Below are 20,026 nucleotides of genomic sequence, written 5' to 3' on the forward strand. Positions count from 1 at the left end.
AGATCATGGGACTGGATGCACATATTGCAACCCAAACAGGACGGTTCGGCAGTTTTGGCGGGCAATTCGTGGCCCCGGTATTGCTGCCGGTTCTGGACCGGCTTGAAGACGGGTTTCATGACGCCTGGGCCGATCCCGCGTTCCGGGACAGGCTGACGCTTTTGCTGAACCGCTATGTCGGGCGTCCGACGCCGCTGTTCGACATCCCTGCCTTCCCGCGTGAGGCGGGCGGGGCACAGATCGTGCTCAAGCGCGATGACCTGACATTCAATGGCGGCAACTATGCCAACTCCGCCGTCGGGCAATGTCTGCTGGCCAAGCGCATGGGGCTGGAGGCCGTGGTCTGTGAGACTGGCTCGGGGCAGAACGGCATTGCGACCGCTGCCGTGGCGGCGCGCTTTGGCATGGGATGCACGATCTACATCGGGGCCAGCGACGCAGCCCGGCAACCCACGGCCGTCAAGAAAATGCGCCTGTTCGGCGCCGAGGTGAAGGTCGTGGACGATGCCGATCAGACCCTGAGCGCCGCCCTAAGCGCGGCTATGCGGCATTGGATGGGCACGAGCGACACCACGGCCTATGTCGCAGGGGCCCCCATCGGCCCGCATCCCTATCCCGCGATGGTGGCGGCGTTTCAGGCAGTGATCGGTCGTGAAACCCGCTTGCAGCTGATCGATCACGGGCTGGCCCCTTCGGCCTATGTCTCGGCCGTCGGCGGTGGGTCTTCGACCATCGGATTGTTTTCGGCCTTCTGGGGCGATCCGCAAGTGCGTCTGATCGCCGTCGAAGGGGCCGGGGCGAACGATGGCTTTGCCGCACATGCCGCGCGGCTGTCACGCGGGCGGCGGGGCATATTTCACGGGGCGGAGACGCTCGTGCTGTCAGATGCGCAGGGGCAAATCCTGCCGACGCGCTCTATCGCGCCGGGGCTGTCCTATCCCGGTTCAGCCCCGCAACTGGCGGATCTGGTCCAGAGCGGTCGGGTCGAAACCATGGCGATTTCCGATGCTGCAGCCAAAGAGGCTGTCCTGAGACTTGCGCAGCGCGAAGGCATTCTGTTGTGCCTTGAGGCCGGTCACGCGCTGGCTGCGGCAGAACGTTTGGCCTTGGAAATGGGGCCGGACCAATCGGTTGTCGTGATGGCGCAATCGTCCGGGGACAAGGATATCGAAACTCTGACCGAGGAGACGACAGAATGAGCGCGTCGATTCCCTGCGAGCAAACTACGCCGGAAACGCAACGAATCGCGGCCATGTTCCGGCGTTTGAACGACGCGCAACGACCGGCCTTTGTCACGTATACGGTGGCAGGGGATCCGTCCTTTGAGGCCTGCCTTGCGCGGCTGCATCAATTCGTGGCGTCAGGCATCGATATGATCGAAATCGGCCACCCGTTTTCAGATCCGATCCTCGATGGGGCCACAATTCAGCAAGCCAATATCCGGGCATTGTCGGCGGGCGGCAATCTGGAGCGGACACTGGAACTCTGCGCTGCCTTTCGCACACAGGATACCACCACACCGCTTATTCTGATGGGATACGCCAATCCTCTGGCGGTGATGGGGTACGAACGCTTCGCCGCACGCGCGGCGGCTGCGGGGGTGGACGGCCTGATTGCCGGGGATTTCCCGCTGCGGGAAGCCGGGCCTTTGCTGGATGCGCTGGCGCACCATGGCCTGTATCTGATCCCGATGGCGGCGCCGACGCTGGCGCCCAAGGATTTCACATCGGAGCACCCGGCGGTGGGGGGCTTTCTTTATTGCATCCCGGTCGTGGGGCCCACCGGTGGTCCCTCTGCCTCGATTAATGCCATTGCCGAAGGGGTGGCCCGCTGCCTGGCGGAAAGCTCGTTGCCGGTGATGGTCGGCTTTGGAGTCAAGACCCCGGCCATGGCCGCAGATGTCGGTCGGGTAGCTGACGGGGTGATCGTGGCCACGGCGCTGATTGATCTGTTCCAGCAGGCGGCACAGGACGACGATCCTGCAAGCCCGGATTTCCTCAACTATGTCGGCCAGGAGATCGGTAGGTTTCGCAAGGTGATCGACGCCGCCCCGTGAGCCTGCCGATCAAACGGGTTATGTCGCAAACTTTTCGGTAAGATTTTAGGAGCTGGTCGCTGGACATAATTATGCTGCAAAGCTCGCAAAGGTCAGGAAGGCGCTTGCGTCATACGCTGGGATTTGACCCTTGCGGATAATGTTGTTCAGAGATTTGACCGGCTTTGTTGCACAAATCCCGTGTGGGATTCACCTCATGAATCCAGCGTGGTAGCTGGAATGCCGCGCCGACAGGCAGGCGTGGCCGCCAGCAGACCTACAGCGATGCCGCCCTCCAGACATACCTTTCGATGAAGGTGCTGTTCGGCACGGCGCTTCGGCAGAGTGAGCCAGTGAAGGCGCCATTGGTTCGAGCCCACTGGCGAACGGGCTTCGTCGAAAGCCTGCTGCGGCTGGTCGGCCTCGACTGGGCGGTGCCCGACTTCAGCACCCTGTCCCGCCGATGGGAGCGTGGCCCCGGTGGGGCCGCGTAAGCTCATCGAACACTGGCCGTCAACATCCCCTACTGTGGCCCGAAGGGCCCGCTGCACCTGTTAGTCGATAGCACCGGGATCAAGGTGGAGGGCGAAGGCGAGTGGCACGCCCGCAAGCATGGTGGTCCGAAGCGGCGCGTCTGGCGCAAGATCCACTTGGGGATTGATGAGGAAACGCTGGAGGTTCGGGCCGTAGAGATCACAGGGAACCATATCGGCGACGCGCCGGTGTTCCCCGACCTGCTCAACCAGATCACGGCGTACGAGCAGATCAGCAGCGTCACTGCCGACGGTACCTACGACACCCGCAAATGCCACGATGCAATCGCTGACCGCGGCGCCCACGCTGTCATCCCGCCTCGCAAGAATGCCAAACCGTGGAAGACCGTCACCGTCGGCGCGGTCGCACGAAACGAAGATGCACTGCGTGAAACTGCCGAGGCAGCGCCTCATGGCTCGGGGCTTCGACCGACAGGTCGCGGAGCTTCAGGTCCGTATCGCCGTTCTGAACGGCTACACCGCGCTCGGCATCCCTGTCACAGAGCCCGTGGGATAAGTCTGTCCGGGGAAAGGGGAACCCCGGCCATCAGCCAATTTGTGCAACAGAGCCCCTAAATCCCTAACGTTATTGTGGCAGGTCACCATCTCCAAAGAGGTTTGGAAAGAGCCGCTCTCGATAGTCCAACGGAAACGCCAACCGAACGGGCGTCTTCGGCGAGGCGGAAATCAGGTATCCAGCGGCGGTCAGTTTGCTCAGCGTATTGCGTCCCGTGCGCTCGGACGTCTTGAGCGCAATTTGCGCGTCGCCACGTTCCAGCGCGCCATGCCGAAGAACCGCCGAAATCAGTTCCGGCGCTCGCTTGTCATCAATGGTATCTGCAACAAGACGACGATACCGTTGGTTCAGTCCACCGAGATCGAACAGCTTCGCGGAGAACGTGATCTGGTCGAGCGTCACTTTCAGAAACCATTCGCTGAACGTCTTTAGTGCCGCCTCTGACAGGTTGCCGCGCCCGTCTCGGTCTCCGCGGCGTGGGATGTCGGCCAGATCCATCATCCGTTTGTACTCGCCCCGATCAGTCAGTCCGCGAGCCAGCCCACGCGAAACGGACCAGAGCCCCTGGCCACCGATCCCTGCAGTGAGGGCCATGGCATGAGACATCAATCTGCTGACACGACCGTTGCCATCCGGGAAAGGGTGGATGTAGTTCAGCCGGTGATGTGCAGACGCGATCGCGATGATCCGTCCGCTCGAAGACCGCGCCGCAATTTGAAACCGTTTGTCAAAGTGATCCATGAACGCCGCAACGCGCGAAGATGATGGAGGTAGGTGGCGCCCGACCGCAACTTCCCGATCGCCTTCCTGGCGCATACGTCCCGGAACGATGGGCTCCTGTGTGCCGTCGGGATGTTCGATGACCAGAAACTCGTCAGGCATCTCGTCGTAGAAGCTCTTATGGACCCATGTCAGGAATTCGACAGATGTGGGGCGGGGCAGGGTGCCCTTGCGATGCATCTCATCGATGGCCCGTTGAACGATGACGTGCGCCCGGGCTTCAAGGGCGAGAGGGCGCGTTTCTTCCTCAAGCTCGGCGCCAGCTAGCGCCCTTTCGATGTCGCGGGGCCGTGTGTTGTGTCCTTCGATCAGGTTGGAGTAGTAGCAGTTCATCACGCGGACGAGATCGGCAAGCTCGGCTGCGCTGTCAGGATGCAGCCGTTGTCCCAGCCCGGTGGCTTCCCTCTGGATGTCGACCGAAAGGTCCGCCAATTCTGTAGGAACATGCTCCTCGAAAAAGCAGGGTTCGATTCTGGCGGGTGTTTTCAGCATTTTTGCCGATCTTCTATGTTTGCAAAGCAATTGAAAAATATACACATTGTGGGCTTAGAGGCAAGATTTTGCCGATATTCGTTGCCGATCTGAATTTGCTGTTCCAAATCAACGGTTTCTGGAGACGGTCCGGTGTTGAGCCGTTTGGTGAGAACCCGTTGGTTATTGAAAAGGACAGGGTCCGTACCCGGGAAAAGCAAAAGTGTTCTTCGGGTTTTGTGACTGATGGATGAGGGCCTTTGGGGTCCCTCGGATGGGTCCGGGCCGGGTTCCGGTCTGCCGTTCCGGATGAAGGGCATTCCAATGCAAACAGGTGTCTTGCGCGTGTTACGCGCGACCGCTGCCTCGTGGCGGCGGCACAAGGAACTACGCCGAACCGGCCAGACGTTGCTGGCACAGCGGCTCGAACGCCAGACCGTCCTGCGCGATCTCGGCTATCTGAAGCAGGCGGCGTCATTGCCAAATGCGCATGTGATCTGTGGGGAGGGTGGGACGTTCCTCCATCTCGGCTGGACCACCGTGTCGACCTTTGAGCCGATCGAGCGCTTTCCCTTGGCCGCACTGCCGTCGCACGAGGGACGCCCTTCATCGATATTCGACCCGTTAAAGATGTCACCGCCTTCGCGAACCTGCCGCGCGTGGCGCGGGACGGATCGGTCGACCCTGACCCTTGCGGTCCTGGCAGGTCCGTCTCGCTGACCACCTACATCGACATGGTTGAAGCCCTCGGTGCCAGGATCGCCAACGATCCGCGCTCCCGTAAGCCAGCCTGATCACCATTCCCTATCACCAAAACTCGAAAGGAGGCCAGCCATGGCCCGTTCCCGCACGCCCAAATTCGATGCCTCGGAGGTCATCACAAACGAAATCATCCGCATCATCGAGCGCGGCGTTCTGCCATGGCGCAAGCCCTGGACCGCAGGTGGCAGCTCTCGTCCCCTGCGCGTGGGCGGTGAGCCTTACCAGGGGGTCAACAACTTCCTGCTGACCATGCGCACCGTGATGGCGGGCCACAGCTCACCCTTCTGGATGACGCTGCCGCAGGCCAATGCCTTGGACGCGAAGGTGCGCAAGGGCGAGAAGTCCTCTGTCGTCGTCTATTACGGCCAAAGCCGGAAAGACGCGGGCGGCGAGGACGACCACGAGGAGAGCGATGATCGCTACGAGGAGGTCCGCATCTTCCGTTTCCAGAAATCCTACCGCGTGTTCAACGCCTGCCAGATCGAGGGCTTGCCCGACAGATTCTACCCTGACCCGGAGCCCGTGCCCGAGCATCCGCCGTCCCATCCCATCCCGCATATGCAGGCGTTTTTCGACGCCATCGACATCACGACCGTCTTCACGGGCACGGAGGCGTATTATTTGCCGCCCGTGGACAAGGTCTACATGCCGTCGATCACGCGGTTCCACGATCCGCGCAATTTCTATGGGGTCTGGGCGCATGAACTGGCCCATGCCACGAAAGCCCCGCATCGGCTGAACCGCGATTTTGGGTTCTCGAAGTTCGGCAACACCTCCTACGCGCGCGAAGAGATCGTCGCAGAACTGACCTCGGTGTTCCTGGGACAAACGCTCGGCTTCACGGCCCATACGCTCGAGATGAATGCCGCCTACCTGCACAATTGGTTGCGTGTCCTTCGCTCAGATAAGGGCGCGATCTTCCGCCACGCCGCTGATGCGCAACGTGCCTGCGACTATCTGATCGCCAGATCGGAGACGGGCAGGGCAGGGCGCAGTGCCGAGGCCGCCTGACCACACGGAGAACGGAGACTCGCATGTCACGCAAGGAACCCAAGACGCTGCGGGTGGCCTGCTTCGAAGATGGCCGCCGCAAGATCATCACCTTCAAACGCGGTGCTTATTGGTGGAGCCCGTCCTAGGGCGCTTATCCGTTCTCGGCAGCGCTCGAGAGCATCACGAACTAGGGCGGCTGGATCGAAACCATCCCCAACCCGAATTACAGACCCAAGGGGCTGTTCCGGTAGGGCGCCTTCTGCTTCGGTCCTTCCGAAAAACAGAAAAGAAAAAGCAGGCTTTGAGATGGGTGTTTCAACTTCTCAAAGGAGAGCCCAATGACCATCGCTGTACAGCCCCAGACAGAATGCCCGGATCCGAGTGCGATCGCCGCGCAGAACGACGCGTTCCGCAAGCTCGCGTGCCTTGGAGTGCCGCCCGCGCAGCCCATCCAGGGTCGCATGCATGTCACCCGCTCGCTTATGGAGGCCGGTGATGGCTTCATGGCCGAGGCGGTCAAGGCCACCGGTGAGTTTGCCACGTTCGAGCCCGAGAATGATCCCGAAGGCTGGCATGATTTCGGGGCGGTCGAGATCCGCGGCGAGACCGTGTTCTGGAAAATCGATCTCTATGAGACCGGGTCGGATTTTCGGTACGGGGCCGAGACCCCGGACAACCCCACGACCACCACGCGCGTGCTGACCATCATGCTGGCGCGCGACTGGTAGAGGGGCAGGGGACGCCTCCCGCTGTCATCTCAGACGATGAAGGCCCGCTGCCCCGAAAAAGGAAAGTGGGCCTTTTGTCGTGGTGATCCCTGAAGCCGGGGATTGGCCACGCGCAAGCGCGCGGGCCGCATGTCACCCACCTGGAAGGATATCCCATGACCACGAACTTTGCCCCTCTCACCATCGCCATCGGCGATCTGGTCCCGCATCCCGTCAATGTGCGCAGCAAATCCCCGGAAACCTATGACCCCGAGAACATTGCGCATCTGAAAGCCAGCATCGCTGTGCTGAGTGTGCTCCAGCCGCTCCTCGTCCAGAAACTCGACGGCAAATACGCCGTCCTCGCCGGCGGCCGGCGCCATGCCGCGCTAAAGGAGCTGGTCGCCGACAGGGCCGCCAAGGGGTTCACCGCCAAGACCAAGATCGACTGCCGCCTCGTGCCAGAGGATTGCGATGTCACCACGGCCCTGTCGCTCGCCGAGAACGTCACCCAGGCCCCCATGAACGCGATCGACGAGTTCGAGGCTTTCGCCCGGATGATGGAGGTCGACGGCCAGACGCCCGAGACCATCGCAAAGACCTTTGGCACCACTGTCACCGCCGTCAAAGGCCGGTTGCGCTACGGGCTGATCCACCCCGATATCCGCGCCGCGGCCCGGGCCAAAGTGATCACGCTCGACACGATGAAGGCCTTTGCCGAGCACCCAAGCCAGGAGGCGCAACGCGAGGTCTTCGAGGCGCTCACGAAGGATGGCGGATATCTGCAGGCCTACACCGTCCGTCAGTCTCTCAAATCCCGCGGCGTGCAGGTCAGCGACGATATCGGGGCTTTTGTGCGTGAAGACTATGAGGCCCGCGGCGGCGCGGTTGCGGCCGATCTGCTGGAAGAGCATTCCGTGCTGGAAGACGCCGCGCTGGTCGAGACCATCCTGCTCGAGAAGCTCGGTGCTGCCGCAGAAGAGGCCCGTATGAGGCTGGGCTTTGCTTGGGCTGATGCTTTGGTGCGCTATGATTACGCGACCATGGCCGACTATGGCCGCGTCTATCCCGGCCCGATCAAGCCAGATGAGGCGGCCCAGAAGCGCATCGACGAGATCACCGCCGAGCTTGAGAAATTGCAGCTCGAGATGGAGGATGAGGGGCTCGAAGACGACGCTTACAATGCGCTCTACGACCGGGTGGACGCTGTGGAAGAAGAAGCTCGCGATCTGCAGGAGGCTTACAGCGCCGAGGATCTCGTCCGTGCAGGCGTGATTGCGTCTTGGTCGAACGGGCAGATCACGCTCCATGTGGGCCTCGTCCGCCCGGAGGACACCGTGAAAGAGAAAGGCGCGCCCAGTTCCTCGACCAACACCACCGGAGAGGAGGCCCCCGACGCTGGCGAAATCACCTATCCGGCCTCGCTGGCCGAGGATCTCAAGACCGAGCGAGCCATGGCGCTCGGGGCCGCGATGGCGCTGCATCCCGGGGCCACGCTCGATCTGACGCTCTTCAAGCTGGTGAGTGATGTTGTGGCCGGCGGCATGAGTGTCACGCAGGCGATCAAGATCGATGCCCGCAAGGAATACCGCAGCCATGCCAAGATGGACGAGATCGACGCTACCTCGCTTGAGCAGGTGGCGTCGACGCATGATGCGCTGGACCTCTCATGGCTCGATGACACCCGCGCGCCCGCCGATCAGTTCGCGGCGTTTCGCGCGCTGGAGGCCGGCGAGAAGGCCAAGCTCGTGGCCTATGCGACCGCCAGCACCACGCAGTCCTGCTTTGCCCGGGACCCGCGGCGCGACAGCCTGATGCATGACTTCGAGATCGAGATCATGCCCGACATCCGCGCCCACTGGACGCCGAATGCGGCGCTCTTCAACCGCTTCAAGAAGGCCTGGCTCCTGAAAATCCTCGGCCAGGATCTGGACCTCGCTCAGGAGGCGGTGACGCTGGCCTCGTCGAGCAAGAAAGAGATCGTCGCCTTCTGCGACAAGCTCTTCGCCGAACCCTTCGCGACGCTCACGGACGCGCAGCGCGCTGCCGTGGCCGCCTGGTGCCCCCCTATGATGCAGACCAACGGTGTCGCCTGTGATGAGGCGGAGCATGCGTCGGAATCTCCCGAGCCTGACAGCGAGATCGCGCAAGAGGCCTGAGTCCTCACGCGACCCGCGCAAGCCCTTTCGCCTGCGCGGGTCTATCTTCTCATACCCAACGGAAAGACATCCCCATGGCTATTCTCAAGTTCTCCGCTTCCGCCGTCGCGGCGCAGATCGCCCATGCGCGCGCCTGCAAGACCTTCCTGCCCAACTGGAACGGACCCGTGGACAGGCCCGCCCTGATCCTCATCGTCGGCAATGGCGTGCATCTGCGCTCGAACGGCATCGACGGCACGACCACGCGCACTGTCACCACCGAGCAGGCCGATCCCTCCTTCGCCTTCGCCGATGGCATGAACCCGTTTCGGGATGCCGATTGGATGGCGCAGCGCCGCATGGCGTTTCGCGATCTGACCGGGCAATTCTACACCGACATTCTCGACGATGTGCAGGTGCTCATCGACCGGGGGCAGGGGGCGACCCGGCTCGCCACCGATGGCCACAGCATCCGCGTCTTCGTGCGTCGCGCCTCGGACTATCTGATCGGCGGGACCTACGAGGTGCCCTCGGGCCTCGGCGGCACCTTCCGGGTCATCCTCAAGGATGCCTGCGACACCTTCGCGATCGTGCAGAACTGCGGCAACTGCGAGGATTTCGACGCCATGCAGCCCTATCGCGTGCCGCTCGATGCGCTGAGGGAACTCGATGATCGGAGGGCGGCGTAATGGGTTGGCTCTTTTACACCGACCGCCGCGTCCAGACCTACGCGGATGAGAAAGCAGAGATCACCCGGCTTTGCACCTTTGAGGGCGACACGCGCAAAACGGACCTGGTCAAGGCCTGTAAGGTTGGCTCCACCTGGTATGCGGCGGCAAGGGTCACCAATCTCGACGGAACCGCTGTCGAAGACGCGACCTATGTGACCGATCCTGACGGCTCCATCACTTTCGGGGCTGTCTTCCTCACCCTGTACGATGACGGCTGCTGGGGTTACAAGGACATGGAGGAAAGCGCTGGCCCGAACGAGTCTCGTGCTCCCCTTGGGCTGATCGAGCTCCTCTCCGACCTGAAAGACCCGGACAGCTACGCCCAGGACTGGCGTCAGCGCTGCCGGGATTGGGCTGCGGTCCCGGACTACGAGGAAGGCGACAAGATCAGACTCGCCACCCCTGTGATGCTCACCGATGGCAGCACTTGTCAGATCGTCACCGCGACGCACTACAGGCGTGGGCGGCAAAAACGCCGATGCTACCGCATCGAGGAAACCGGCGGGCTCGTGCGCCTGTCTAAAGCGACGCTTGCGGGCTCGGAGCTGCTCAACTCCGCGAAAGGCGCGGCCAGCCCGGTGCTGGCGGAGTATTTCGCGTGGCGAGAATAGGTGCTTCGCCGGACAGCTCATCGACCTGCCCGGAGACAGCAGATCCTGCGGCTTGTCTTGACAGTACAATGCAAATGCATTACCTATCACGGGTAGCAAAGACCCTTTTCTTTCAGGAGACTGCCATGACAGCGCTCGCACAAGATGTCTCGAAACTCACGGACCGGTATCAGACGACCGTGCCGGCGGGGGTGCGCAAACAGCTAAAGTTGGGTAAGGGCGACCAGATTCGTTACTGTACCGAGCCGAGTGGCAGGGTCTATATCGAGCCCGTGCGCAGCGACGAGGATGATCCCGCGCTCGGCGCCTTTCTCGATTTTGTCGAGGCCGATATCAAGGCGCATCCGGATCGCATTCGAGCGTTCGATGGGGCTTTGCATGACCGTCTTGCAGCACTGGTCGGAGACGTTGACGTCGATCTCGATGCGCCGCTATCGCTCGAGGATGAATGAACGGCGATAGCGTGCCCGCTGGGGCGCCCCTTGTTGTAAACGGATGGTCGATTTATGCGCATCCGCTCTTTCTGGACCAGCTCGAAGGGCTGATCGAAGAGGTCGAGGCGCGTAAGGCTCGCGATCCAAAGACCTGGCGCAAGAAAAACCCGACGAAACGGCTGGCCGCCATCTTCAAGCTGGTCACCGAGGCCATACCGGCGGACCCGGGTGCCGCCGCCTTCCGGCAAGGCGGCACACTCGGCGATCACCGCAAGCACTGGTTCCGGGCGAAATTCTTTCAGCAGTATCGGCTGTTCTACCGGTTCAACAGCGATGCAAAGGTCATCGTGGTGGCCTGGGTGAACGACGACAAGACCCTGCGCGCCTATGGCAGCAAGACGGATGCCTACGCGACGTTCAAAGGGATGCTGGAAGATGGCAATCCACCTGACAATTTCGACGCGCTCTTGAAAGAAGCGGCGGCGGCGGACAAGCGGTTCGAGACGTCTCTTGAAGCGGCGACCGATCGGTAAGTGGCCCCGTTAGCTGTGAACCTTACGGCCTTGCCGTTTACGGCACCACTGTGGGTGATGTAGCATCGACCCATAGCATGGTCGGAGAAAGCGCAATGGACCCAACGGGTAAGGAACAGCCGCACCTCGGTTTCGAGGAGCATTTCCGTGGCGGCTGATGTCAATTCGTATGAGGCGTTGTTTCGCGCGCAGGTACAGACCGCGCTTGAGGATGCACGCGCGGGAACTTCACAGGTTCAGGGAATGCTAGCCGCGCAGGCTTTGATTGATGCGAAGCGCCAGGGCCAATCCAAGCCCTGACCAAGCCTTGGAGGTCAGCGCGGTCTGACCTCATCACCCCGGAAAAGCGAAAGTGGGCTTTTTCTCCTTTGGAACTCAGACCCTGATCCAAAGGAAAACCCCCATGACCAAGCCCAATCCGGCAAACCCGCCTTTCTCAATCTCCGGCGCTGATCTCACCTCTGCGCTGGCGCAAATCGGCGCGGAGATCGACCACCAACCCCTGCGCAGCTCGGCGCTTGCGCGCATCATGCGCGAGACCTTTCTTGGCAGTGATGCCGGAGGCGCCTGGGACTGGCGCATGGCCTATGACCTGATGCAGGCGGCTGCCATCCGAGTGCTGCTGCGTGGGGACGGCGCGGCAGGTGACATTGCCGCTGCGAAACTGCTCGCGTCCCGGCTCCTGACGGAAACCCGCCGGTCAGAGCAGCAAATCCGGCTGCAGCAGTTTTCTACGCCGCTGCCATTTGCCGCCTTGGCCGTACGGGCGGCTGCGGTCCGCAAGGGCGAGACTGTGCTGGAGCCCTCGGCTGGTACCGGTGCCCTGGCAGCTTTCGCTGCCCGGGCCGGTGCCTCGCTTGTGCTCAATGACATCGATCCTTTTCGCCAGAGCCTCCTGCGCGCGGTCTACGGCGGCGAGGTGACAGGCCATGACGGGGAGCATATCGATGATCTGCTGCAGACGCCGGTTCTACCCGACGTCGTGGTGATGAACCCGCCCTTTGCCTCCTCGGTCGATCGCTCCCGAGACAAGCATATCGCTGCCAAACATCTCATTGCGGCTGCAAAGCGCCTGGCACCCGGTGGGCGGCTGGTGGCGATCATGCCGCCGGGCTTCAGCCCGGAGCGTGATGCCGCGCATTGGTCCCGGGCTTGCGGTCTCCTGACGCCGCGCTTGGCCCTCACGATGCCGGGACAAGTTTACCGCAAGCTCGGCACCTCTGTGGAAACCCAGCTCATGGTCTTAGACAAGGTGTTAGAAACTTTACAAATTCAAAAATCTACACCATAATTGAAAGGGCGTTCCTTAATGCAGGAACGCCCTGCCTCCCTTTGGAGGCTGCCGACTAAACCTGTCACAGACAGGATGAAGCCGGGAAGTCTATGGCGGCGGCATTGGGATCACCCCCTCTCCGTTGTTACGCCAAAGGCGGAGGGGATGCTTGACCGGCTTCCTCCGCCTTTTCCTTATCGACAAGAAACCACTTCCCGTCGCTCTCTTCGTAAAGTCCCGCTTCGCGGCCCTTACGTAGCTCATTCCGATAACTGCTCGCGCGGATCATTTTCTCTAAATCGTCTTGTGCAGTTTCTTCTATTTCTGCTGGAGTTAAACCCGGATTCTCGTTAAGGGCGCGCTGGATGACTTTACGCGCAAGACCTTTTGGCGCCCGCTGACGCTCTTGGCTGCTGTCGACTGGGCCTCCAAATCCGTCTGACTGTGTGTCATTATCGATCGCTAGCGCGTTCGGGGGGGGGCTAGATGAGCCACCCATTCCGCTTGTCATGACAAGACTTTGGATTTTTTCCATCGTATCCTGTACGCCGCGCTCATAACCTCGCTTCTCAGCATCGGTAATGGCTTGGCGTAGTCGGGCGATAATCTCCTGCTCTATGTTCGAATCGTTGTCCATGGCTCTGGCCTCCTGCTAGTGTAATAGAGCGCCGCTATGTGGCCCGCAAGACAATAATGGCATCCATTGGAAATTATTTTGCCGCTATCCGTTGTTGCCCCTTATAGCCTGAAGTTGTCTCTGTGGCGCGCTATTTTGCGACAACGACATTCAGCCGCTCTCCAAATGGAAACCGGACCAGCCCATCCCGATGGGCGACGGTATCCTCTTCGTCACCTATGCCACGCTGCGGTCCGCGGGCAAATGCGGCACCACACGGCTGAGCCAGATCCTCGACTGGATGGGCGAAGATTTCGACGGCGTCCTCGCTTTTGATGAGGCCCATGCCATGCAGAACGCGGCAGGGTCCGAGCAGGGCAGGGGGGCCAAACCCTCGCAGCAGGGTCTTGCTGGTCTGCGGCTGCAACTTGCCGCTCCGCGCGCCCGCGTATTCTACATCTCGGCCACGGGTGCAACGAGTGTACACAACCTGGCCTATGCCGCGCGGCTGGGGCTCTGGGGGCAGGGACCCGAATACCCCTTCCCGAGCCGCGAGAGTTTCGTCTCGGCGATGGAGGCAGGCGGTGTCGCCGCCATGGAGGTGGTCGCGCGCGATCTCAAGACGCTCGGGCTCTACACGGCGCGTGCCCTCAGCTTTGATGGCGTGGAATATGATGTTCTAGAACACGCGCTGACCCCGGCGCAGATCGAGATCTACGACGCCTATGCGGGCGCATTTCGGACGATTCACCACAATCTCGAGGCGGCACTGACGGCAACCGGTGTCAACGATGCCTCGGGGGAGACCAATGCCTCGGCCGTACGCGCCTCGGCCAAGTCCCGGTTTGAAAGCACCAAGCAGCGCTTCTTCAACCATCTCCTGATGGGCATGAAAGCCCCGACCATCATCGGCGCCATCGAGGATGACCTCGCGGCGGGCAACGCCTGCGTCATCCAGGTGGTCTCGACGGGTGAGAGCCTGTTGAAGCGTCGGCTTGAAGCGATGGAGCCCGAGGACGAGCTGGTCGAGGGTGCGCTAACGCCGCGCGACTATGTTCTGGCTACCTCGAACAGGCCTTCCCGATCCATGCGCAAAAGCTCGTGGAAATCGACGGCAACATGGTGGCCGAGCCGCTCAGGGATGAGACCGGTGCGCTGGTGGTCTCGCGGGAGGCGCTCGCCCTGCGCGATGCGGCCATGATGGAGTTGATGACGCTCGCTCCGATCCCCTCGGCGCTCGATCAGATCCTTTGGGCCTTTGGCGACGAGGCTGTCGCCGAGGTCACGGGGCGGTCCATCCGGCCCCTCAAGGCCGCGGATGGTCATCTCTTCATCGAAAAGCGCAGCCCCAGCAGCAATTCCTCCGAGACCCAAGCCTTCATGGATGGTGAGAAGAATATCCTGATCTTCTCCGATGCAGGCGGCACGGGCCGATCCTATCACGCGGCGCAAATGGCCAAGAACCAGAAGCGGCGGCGGCATTATCTGCTGGAGCCCGGCTGGCGCGCCGATGCGGCGATCCAGGGGCTGGGTCGCACGCATCGATCGGCCCAGGTCAGCGCGCCCTTCTTCCGGGTCTGCACCTCCGATGTGCATGGCGAGAAACGTTTCACCTCGACGATTGCCAAACGCCTCGATCAGCTGGGGGCCCTGACCAAGGGTCAGCGCGAGACCGGCTCGCAAGGCATGTTCCGTGAGGAGGACAATCTCGAAAGCCCGATCGCGCGGGCGGCGCTGCGCGGGTATTTCGCCGATCTTGCTGCCGGGCGGGCAGCGGCGATGAGCTACGAGAGCTTCACCGACTGGACAGCCCTGCGGCTGATCGACAAGGACGGGGTGCTCCTTGAGGAGCTTCCCCCGATCCAGCGGTTTCTCAACCGGGTGTTGGCGCTGCCCATCCGCATGCAGAACGCGCTCTTTGCTGAGTTCATGAACCGGATCGCCGATCAGACGGAACGGGCGCGCGCGGCGGGTACGCTCGATCTCGGCGTGGAAACCCTGCGCGGCGAAAGGATCGAACAGGTTTCCACCGAAGACCTCTGGACCTGCCCGAAATCCGGCGCGGTGACGCGGATCATCGGGCTCGAGGTGACCGACCCAGTCTATATCCTGGGCGCGGACGAGGCCATGTCGCGTAATCCTGACAAGCTGCCGATGGTCAATCGCGCTTCCGGTCGCGCGGCGCTCATTTCGGCGCGGCCCATGCAGATGTATGACGAGGACATTGTCACGCTAATGCGCAAGGCGGTGCGGCCAAACGGGTCGAGCTATCTGGAGGAGGCGCGGTTCGAGTCCTCCGCCTGGGAAGAGATCGGCAAGCCTGAGTTTGCAGGGCTTTGGGATGCTGAGGCTGCGTCCCTGCCAAAAACCACCACGACCAAGCTCTACCTGCTGACCGGGCTCTTGCTGCCGATCTGGAAGGACATCCCGACCACGAATGAACGCATCTACAGGGTCACGCCCGACGGGGCGACGGCGATGATCGGGCGCACGTTGAGCGAAGAAGGGGCGGCCGCGCTCCGCGCCCGCTTCCTTGTCTCCAACCCGCAAACACCGCAGGAGATGCTGACCGCCGCATCGGGCTCCACCGCGCCAGTCGATCTGGGCCGGGGTCTCACCCTGACCCGTCGCCGGGTCGCAGGCGAGATGCGCCTCGAGCTGTGCGGTGCGGATCGGGGCATGATCGAAGGCCTCAAGTCCATGGGGTGTTTCACGGAGATCATCGCCTTCCAGCTGCGGGTGTTCCTGCCGCATGGGGAAGGTGTCGACACGGGGAACATTCTGACCCGGATCGTGGGCCAGAGGCCCGCTATCACGGCAGACCAAGCCGCCTGAAAGGTTAAAGCGGGCTTCGGGTCGGGCGTCGCGGATCGGGATTTGGCCGGTCTGCGCTTCCCGGGCGCGGGCATGCCCATGCGCTGTCCAGCCCCCAACTTCAGACAAAACGACAGACCCATGACCAACCCCCAGATCGATTATGCCGCGCTGGCGGTTCAGTGGCGCGCGGAGCGCGAAACCACCTTGAAGGCATCCCGAGCGGAGCTGCTCGCGCAACTACGAGCGCTTGGCATAAGCGAGGTCACTGCTGAATACGAGGGCTACGGCGACTCCGGCAATGTCGAAGACGTGACGGTGCAGCCTGCAGAGGTCAAACTGCCGGAGGCGCTTGTTACCGCCGTGGGAGATTTTGCCTGGTCGCTCGCCTATCACCATCACCCGGGGTTCGAAAACAACGAGGGCGGCTATGGCACGCTGACCTGGGACATCATGGGTGACAGCATCACGCTCGATCATGCGGACCGCTACGTTGAATGCGCGCACAGCTATGACGAGGGGCTTTGACATGGCGCATCCGCTTCATCATGCCGAAAGCTCGGCCCGGAAATTCGGCGGGGTGCCGTCTGACTATCAGGCTGTGCACGATTGGTTTGACGCCTCGAAAGAGCACCTCGCGCTCTTCACGCACCGCGCCTTGCGTCACCATGCCCAAGGCCTGTTTGAAGCCGAACGTGTCTTCGGCTTGACCCTGACCAATAGCGCGGGTCGACAGATCCCCGTGCGCTGGATCGGCGAGCAGCATATCCGTGAAGACTGCCAATGCCTTATCCCGAGCATGGCGGACTGGCTGCGTCGGATCCAGCCTGAGCCATGGATGGCCAATGGCCATATCGACCGGCATGTTGGCGATGAGCCCTGCGGCGACCCAAGGGCCGCCTGGGCCTCCGAGGTCGTGGCCGGCAGAACGGTTCTTGGCCTGAAGGATTGGATGGCGGCGCGCGCGACGCCAGCCATGCAAAGCGCCTGACAGCTCTGGGGCATTTGCCAAACGAATGCCGCACGGAAGCCCGGTTGGACGACCGGGCTTCTTGCGTCGTTTCCCCACCATTCTTCTTGAGAAGGATCGCATGACACTCGAAGATATCAAGGCGGCCGTCGATGCAGGACAGACCGTGCATTGGGCCAATACCGGCTACGTTGTCCACAAGGACCGGCTGGGTCAGTACCTGATCACCTATGTGCTGAACGGAAGCTGCATCGGCCTGACCGACCGGGGCGGGCACCGGTTGAACGGAAAAGAGGCGGAGTTCTTCATCGCGCGATCGGAGGACGCCGCAGAAATTCCGGGCAACCAATCAAGACCAGACGGGCAGGGGAGGGGCGTAGCACCCGGAGGCGCGGGGGAATTCCCACTGGGACGGCAGCTCTGACCCTTGGGCGGGGCTGAAAGGAAAGCAGGCTTTCTGATTTGTGATCCCAGGAGGGGTCGAGAAAGCAATCCCGGATGTGCTGGCAAGAACGTCAGGCACCGGCCAATCCAAGAAGGAACTATCCCATGTTCGCAGGAACCCTGACCCGCAACGTCGAGACCGCAGCCGTCGAATACACGGGCATGATCCATTCGACCCGCTTTGACATCGCCATCCAGCTCGAGGCACGGGCCAAGATGTCCGAACGCAGCCCGGATTTTGACGTCACGGCAATCAACAAGTCGGGCCGCAAGGTGCGCATCGGTACGGCCTGGAACGAGACCGGCACGATCAGCGGCAACCCGTATATCTCGATGCAGATCGATGTCGGCTTGGGCCCGTTCCGTGTCAACGCGGTGCAGACGAAAGAGGCGCGCGCGGCCCAAAGCGGCGCGTTCGAGATCATCCCGCTGGTCTCGAACGGCCTGATGAAATTCGGCTCGATCTCGGGCGAGCTCACCGCCATGGACGCTGACAACGCCTTCACCGGCTACATCGCCAACATGATGTTCGATCTGGAGTTCATGCTGATCGAGAACAGCTACAAGACCGAGGAGACCCACCCCGACTACCGGATCGAGGTCAGCTCGCCCCGGGGCAAGCCGATCCGCGTTGGCTCGGCCTGGATGGCAAAGAGCAGCCGCACGGGCAATGACTACCTTTCACTGCTGATCAACACGCCCGATGGCGACCTGCGCGTCAACGCCGTGCAGAACGAAGAACAGCGCGGTGGTCAGACCTTCTCGATCATCCCGTTCTTCGACAGCGGTGAGCAGGATCGGGATGCGAGTGGTGGTCTGTCGCTGGTCGCATGATCAACGCACGAGATTAGACGATCTGCACTGAAGGGGGAGCCGTGGGGCCATGGTTCCCCTTTTTCTGTGCTGGCCTGATTGAAAGAACCTAGCGTGCATTGCAGCCGTTCGTGTCGTCTGCAGCTAATGCAACCGAAGAGCCCATGTGACCGATGCCGCGTGATGAGCCGATGGCGGCTTTGCGCAGTTAGCGATATTTGCAAAGTCGCGACACCTGCGAGTCTGGCGGCGGTCCCACGCTGCAAGAGCAGTGGAAGGAGCAGACCTTCGCCGCAGGTGCAACCGACAAACATCATCGAGCGGAAGGGATGCGGGACGGAGCAGACTTTGACGCTCTTGATACAAACTGCAGTAAACCCGCGTGTTACAGACCTTTTCCAAGCACCTTTGTGAACCGTTCAGATGCGGAAAAAAATTCCGGGAACGATTTACACCCTGCACATACTTTAAGCCATGACTCCTGAGCTTTGACGCACCGCGTGCAAGTCTTCAAAGGGATACACTATTGTGTTGTCTCCTGAGCTAATCTGTATCTCTTTCGCCGAGGCGACGACGCGCAGTTGAGTTCCGCTGACTTTAAAGCGCCAGCAAATGCGGTCGGCTTCGACCAAATCGAGACGCCAATTAGCCGGAGCAGTACTGTCCTGTCTTTGCTCCATCCACAGCGCCAAAGCCTCTGGGAGGTGAAAACGCCTGTTGAGCGCTGCTATTTCGTCTCCGACAGATTTGGAGACCTTACCCAGAATGCGCGTTTTACGAAGGGCGCGCTTGCGGATTGCGCGTTTAATTGCCCGCTTGTAGCGGTATTTGGAAGCGGTAAAATAGAGCAGGCTGGCGATGAGCCCACGCGGAGGGTTGGCAGCATAGCTATTAAAATCAATCCCATGTTCAAGCAAACCGTCTGGGTCGCCGGTAGCTTCAAAGACAGAAATGCTGTCTTTTCCGAGTTCTGCAATGAAGGCTTGATCGCCGCTTGTTGTTGTCAGCACACCAGTTTTCTTGGGACGGCGGGTCTTGGCGGCTCCTGCGCGCAAACACTCTGCAGGTGGCAGGTGCGCGCCTTCAGTGAATAGACTGAGGGCAGCACATGTTGCGGGTTTAGGCAAAGACTGCGCCAGGTCGGCCAGGCGGGCAATCATGCGGGCTGCCTTTGCAACCGGATCAGCGAAAGCAGCAGCCTTTACCCCCGCCTCAAATGAGTCTTCGGAAACGATCGCCACCGGCTCGAAATTGGCCAAAAGCCGGAGCTCTTCAATCTCGGAGATTATGGCGGGAAAACGCACAGATCCTTTCTCATAGCTGCACATGCGTAGGAATGTTTGTGCATGGCACGCAGGCAAGGAGTTTACACGGGCGAGCCAGGCCTGCTCGTCCACCGTATCGGCCGAAAATAAGGCTGTGTCATAGGGTTTGAGTGCAGGAGAAACGTGGGGGGTAAAGCCCGTCTGTGTTGCGGCCTCTTCTGGGTTATCCGACATCCAGATCAGTACTTCACGCATAATGGCCAAGGTTTCCTGCATCTCGTAGCGTTCGGCAGCTTTCATCGCCCAGCTAAGAAACCGTCCGGGATCCCCGTCATAGTAACTGCGGGCATTGCCCATGAACTGGCTGTGGCCCCCATTGCGAACATTGCCGAGGTAATAGCCGAGTAAAAATGCGGCGCGAAGGTCAGGGTTGAGACGGTCCCATGAAACACCGGCCTCCAGAAGAATGTGCATTTGCTTGTTCAGCAAATATGAGGGCAGTTTGCTCCCTTCCTTCGCGCCGGTTGTCAGGAACAAAGGGAAGACGTGGCTTTGTGGTGCTAGCAACTACTTTTTCCAAAAAATG

At 61.3% G+C, this 20,026-nt stretch carries 17 protein-coding genes and 5 pseudogenes; 19 read left to right on the forward strand and 3 right to left on the reverse strand.

Features of this window, described 5'->3' with window-relative positions; all coding sequences use genetic code 11:
- The first annotated feature begins 5 nt into the window (after positions 1-5).
- The 3 genes and pseudogenes from trpB to HCZ87_RS06265 form a co-directional block, all read left to right on the forward strand.
- Positions 6-1,199: a tryptophan synthase subunit beta gene (gene trpB / locus HCZ87_RS06255; RefSeq protein WP_167642917.1), complete on the forward strand. Its 1,194-nt coding sequence runs from the start codon at positions 6-8 to the stop codon at positions 1,197-1,199.
- Positions 1,196-2,056, forward strand: a complete 861-nt coding sequence (trpA, locus tag HCZ87_RS06260; RefSeq protein ID WP_167642918.1) for a tryptophan synthase subunit alpha — start codon at positions 1,196-1,198, stop codon at positions 2,054-2,056. Before trpB ends, trpA begins: the two co-directional genes overlap by 4 nt.
- Before the next feature lie 215 nt (positions 2,057-2,271).
- Positions 2,272-3,085 (forward strand): annotated as a pseudogene (locus tag HCZ87_RS06265) (IS5 family transposase); the annotation flags it as partial.
- 69 nt (positions 3,086-3,154) lie between these two features.
- On the opposite strand, the gene HCZ87_RS06270 reads toward HCZ87_RS06265, so the two are convergent.
- Positions 3,155-4,357, reverse strand: a complete 1,203-nt coding sequence (locus HCZ87_RS06270; protein ID WP_167642919.1) for a Fic family protein — start codon at positions 4,355-4,357, stop codon at positions 3,155-3,157.
- Between the two features lie 288 nt (positions 4,358-4,645).
- Between HCZ87_RS06270 and HCZ87_RS06275 the strand changes: the two are divergent.
- The 11 genes and pseudogenes from HCZ87_RS06275 to HCZ87_RS06320 all read left to right on the forward strand — a co-directional run.
- Positions 4,646-5,130: pseudogene (locus HCZ87_RS06275) on the forward strand (hypothetical protein).
- A gap of 40 nt (positions 5,131-5,170) precedes the next feature.
- Complete coding sequence (locus HCZ87_RS06280; protein ID WP_167642920.1) at positions 5,171-6,109, forward strand: ArdC family protein; 939 nt, start codon at positions 5,171-5,173, stop codon at positions 6,107-6,109.
- A gap of 23 nt (positions 6,110-6,132) precedes the next feature.
- A pseudogene (locus HCZ87_RS21190) lies at positions 6,133-6,342 on the forward strand (DUF6330 family protein).
- A gap of 87 nt (positions 6,343-6,429) precedes the next feature.
- Positions 6,430-6,819 carry a DUF3768 domain-containing protein gene (locus HCZ87_RS06285; RefSeq protein ID WP_167642921.1) on the forward strand — a complete coding sequence of 130 codons (390 nt, stop codon included), beginning with the start codon at positions 6,430-6,432 and terminating at the stop codon, positions 6,817-6,819.
- Positions 6,820-6,974: 155 nt separating this feature from the next.
- Entirely contained in the window at positions 6,975-8,957 is a 1,983-nt protein-coding gene (locus HCZ87_RS06290) for a ParB/RepB/Spo0J family partition protein (RefSeq protein ID WP_167642922.1), read from the forward strand.
- 74 nt (positions 8,958-9,031) lie between these two features.
- Positions 9,032-9,625 (forward strand): regulator, encoded by a 594-nt coding sequence (locus HCZ87_RS06295; protein ID WP_167642923.1) that lies wholly within the window; start codon positions 9,032-9,034, stop codon positions 9,623-9,625.
- Positions 9,625-10,278, forward strand: a complete 654-nt coding sequence (locus HCZ87_RS06300; RefSeq protein ID WP_167642924.1) for a hypothetical protein — start codon at positions 9,625-9,627, stop codon at positions 10,276-10,278. Before HCZ87_RS06295 ends, HCZ87_RS06300 begins: the two co-directional genes overlap by 1 nt.
- Positions 10,279-10,403: 125 nt before the next feature.
- Complete coding sequence (locus tag HCZ87_RS06305) at positions 10,404-10,730, forward strand: type II toxin-antitoxin system PrlF family antitoxin (RefSeq protein ID WP_036562940.1); 327 nt, start codon at positions 10,404-10,406, stop codon at positions 10,728-10,730.
- A complete protein-coding gene (locus HCZ87_RS06310) occupies positions 10,727-11,245 on the forward strand; it encodes a type II toxin-antitoxin system YhaV family toxin (RefSeq protein ID WP_167642925.1) in 519 nt (172 codons plus the stop codon). The genes HCZ87_RS06305 and HCZ87_RS06310 overlap by 4 nt, the downstream gene beginning before the upstream one ends.
- A 147-nt stretch (positions 11,246-11,392) precedes the next feature.
- On the forward strand, positions 11,393-11,545 hold the full coding sequence (locus tag HCZ87_RS06315; RefSeq protein ID WP_167642926.1) for a StaA: 153 nt from the start codon (positions 11,393-11,395) through the stop codon (positions 11,543-11,545).
- A 103-nt stretch (positions 11,546-11,648) separates the two neighbouring features.
- A pseudogene (locus tag HCZ87_RS06320) lies at positions 11,649-12,530 on the forward strand (methyltransferase); the annotation flags it as partial.
- Positions 12,531-12,663: 133 nt separating this feature from the next.
- Here the strand turns inward: HCZ87_RS06320 and HCZ87_RS06325 are convergent.
- On the reverse strand, positions 12,664-13,155 hold the full coding sequence (locus tag HCZ87_RS06325; RefSeq protein WP_167642927.1) for a hypothetical protein: 492 nt from the start codon (positions 13,153-13,155) through the stop codon (positions 12,664-12,666).
- A 145-nt stretch (positions 13,156-13,300) separates the two neighbouring features.
- Between HCZ87_RS06325 and HCZ87_RS06335 the strand changes: the two are divergent.
- From HCZ87_RS06335 to HCZ87_RS06355, 5 genes and pseudogenes are all read left to right on the forward strand, one after another.
- A pseudogene (locus HCZ87_RS06335) lies at positions 13,301-15,969 on the forward strand (strawberry notch family protein); the annotation flags it as partial.
- 120 nt (positions 15,970-16,089) lie between these two features.
- Positions 16,090-16,476 carry a DUF6878 family protein gene (locus tag HCZ87_RS06340; protein WP_167642928.1) on the forward strand — a complete coding sequence of 129 codons (387 nt, stop codon included), beginning with the start codon at positions 16,090-16,092 and terminating at the stop codon, positions 16,474-16,476.
- A 1-nt stretch (position 16,477) separates the two neighbouring features.
- Entirely contained in the window at positions 16,478-16,939 is a 462-nt protein-coding gene (locus HCZ87_RS06345; protein ID WP_167642929.1) for a hypothetical protein, read from the forward strand.
- A 100-nt stretch (positions 16,940-17,039) separates the two neighbouring features.
- Positions 17,040-17,342, forward strand: coding sequence for a hypothetical protein (locus HCZ87_RS06350; RefSeq protein WP_167642930.1), 303 nt, complete (start codon positions 17,040-17,042; stop codon positions 17,340-17,342).
- A gap of 125 nt (positions 17,343-17,467) precedes the next feature.
- The gene (locus tag HCZ87_RS06355; protein WP_167642931.1) at positions 17,468-18,196 is read left to right on the forward strand and encodes a DUF736 family protein; all 729 of its coding nucleotides are present in this window, start codon (positions 17,468-17,470) and stop codon (positions 18,194-18,196) included.
- Between the two features lie 446 nt (positions 18,197-18,642).
- On the opposite strand, the gene HCZ87_RS06360 is transcribed toward HCZ87_RS06355, so the two are convergent.
- On the reverse strand, positions 18,643-20,007 hold the full coding sequence (locus tag HCZ87_RS06360) for a DMP19 family protein (RefSeq protein WP_167642932.1): 1,365 nt from the start codon (positions 20,005-20,007) through the stop codon (positions 18,643-18,645).
- Between the last annotated feature and the right edge of the window lie 19 nt (positions 20,008-20,026).

Source organism: Phaeobacter sp. HF9A (assembly GCF_011806385.1).
Taxonomy (GTDB): domain Bacteria; phylum Pseudomonadota; class Alphaproteobacteria; order Rhodobacterales; family Rhodobacteraceae; genus Epibacterium.

Excerpts from the sequence above, each read along its gene's own strand:
- HCZ87_RS06310 (WP_167642925.1), top strand. The coding sequence starts at position 10,727 with ATGAACGGCGATAGCGTGCCCGCTGGGGCGCCCCTTGTTGTAAACGGA.
- HCZ87_RS06325 (WP_167642927.1), bottom strand. The coding sequence starts at position 13,155 with ATGGACAACGATTCGAACATAGAGCAGGAGATTATCGCCCGACTACGC.
- HCZ87_RS06285 (WP_167642921.1), top strand. The coding sequence starts at position 6,430 with ATGACCATCGCTGTACAGCCCCAGACAGAATGCCCGGATCCGAGTGCG.
- HCZ87_RS06355 (WP_167642931.1), top strand. The coding sequence starts at position 17,468 with ATGTTCGCAGGAACCCTGACCCGCAACGTCGAGACCGCAGCCGTCGAA.
- HCZ87_RS06340 (WP_167642928.1), top strand. The coding sequence starts at position 16,090 with ATGACCAACCCCCAGATCGATTATGCCGCGCTGGCGGTTCAGTGGCGC.
- HCZ87_RS06350 (WP_167642930.1), top strand. The coding sequence starts at position 17,040 with ATGACACTCGAAGATATCAAGGCGGCCGTCGATGCAGGACAGACCGTG.
- trpA (WP_167642918.1), top strand. The coding sequence starts at position 1,196 with ATGAGCGCGTCGATTCCCTGCGAGCAAACTACGCCGGAAACGCAACGA.
- HCZ87_RS06300 (WP_167642924.1), top strand. The coding sequence starts at position 9,625 with ATGGGTTGGCTCTTTTACACCGACCGCCGCGTCCAGACCTACGCGGAT.
- HCZ87_RS06280 (WP_167642920.1), top strand. The coding sequence starts at position 5,171 with ATGGCCCGTTCCCGCACGCCCAAATTCGATGCCTCGGAGGTCATCACA.
- HCZ87_RS06295 (WP_167642923.1), top strand. The coding sequence starts at position 9,032 with ATGGCTATTCTCAAGTTCTCCGCTTCCGCCGTCGCGGCGCAGATCGCC.
- trpB (WP_167642917.1), top strand. The coding sequence starts at position 6 with ATGGGACTGGATGCACATATTGCAACCCAAACAGGACGGTTCGGCAGT.
- HCZ87_RS06305 (WP_036562940.1), top strand. The coding sequence starts at position 10,404 with ATGACAGCGCTCGCACAAGATGTCTCGAAACTCACGGACCGGTATCAG.
- HCZ87_RS06270 (WP_167642919.1), bottom strand. The coding sequence starts at position 4,357 with ATGCTGAAAACACCCGCCAGAATCGAACCCTGCTTTTTCGAGGAGCAT.
- HCZ87_RS06290 (WP_167642922.1), top strand. The coding sequence starts at position 6,975 with ATGACCACGAACTTTGCCCCTCTCACCATCGCCATCGGCGATCTGGTC.
- HCZ87_RS06345 (WP_167642929.1), top strand. The coding sequence starts at position 16,478 with ATGGCGCATCCGCTTCATCATGCCGAAAGCTCGGCCCGGAAATTCGGC.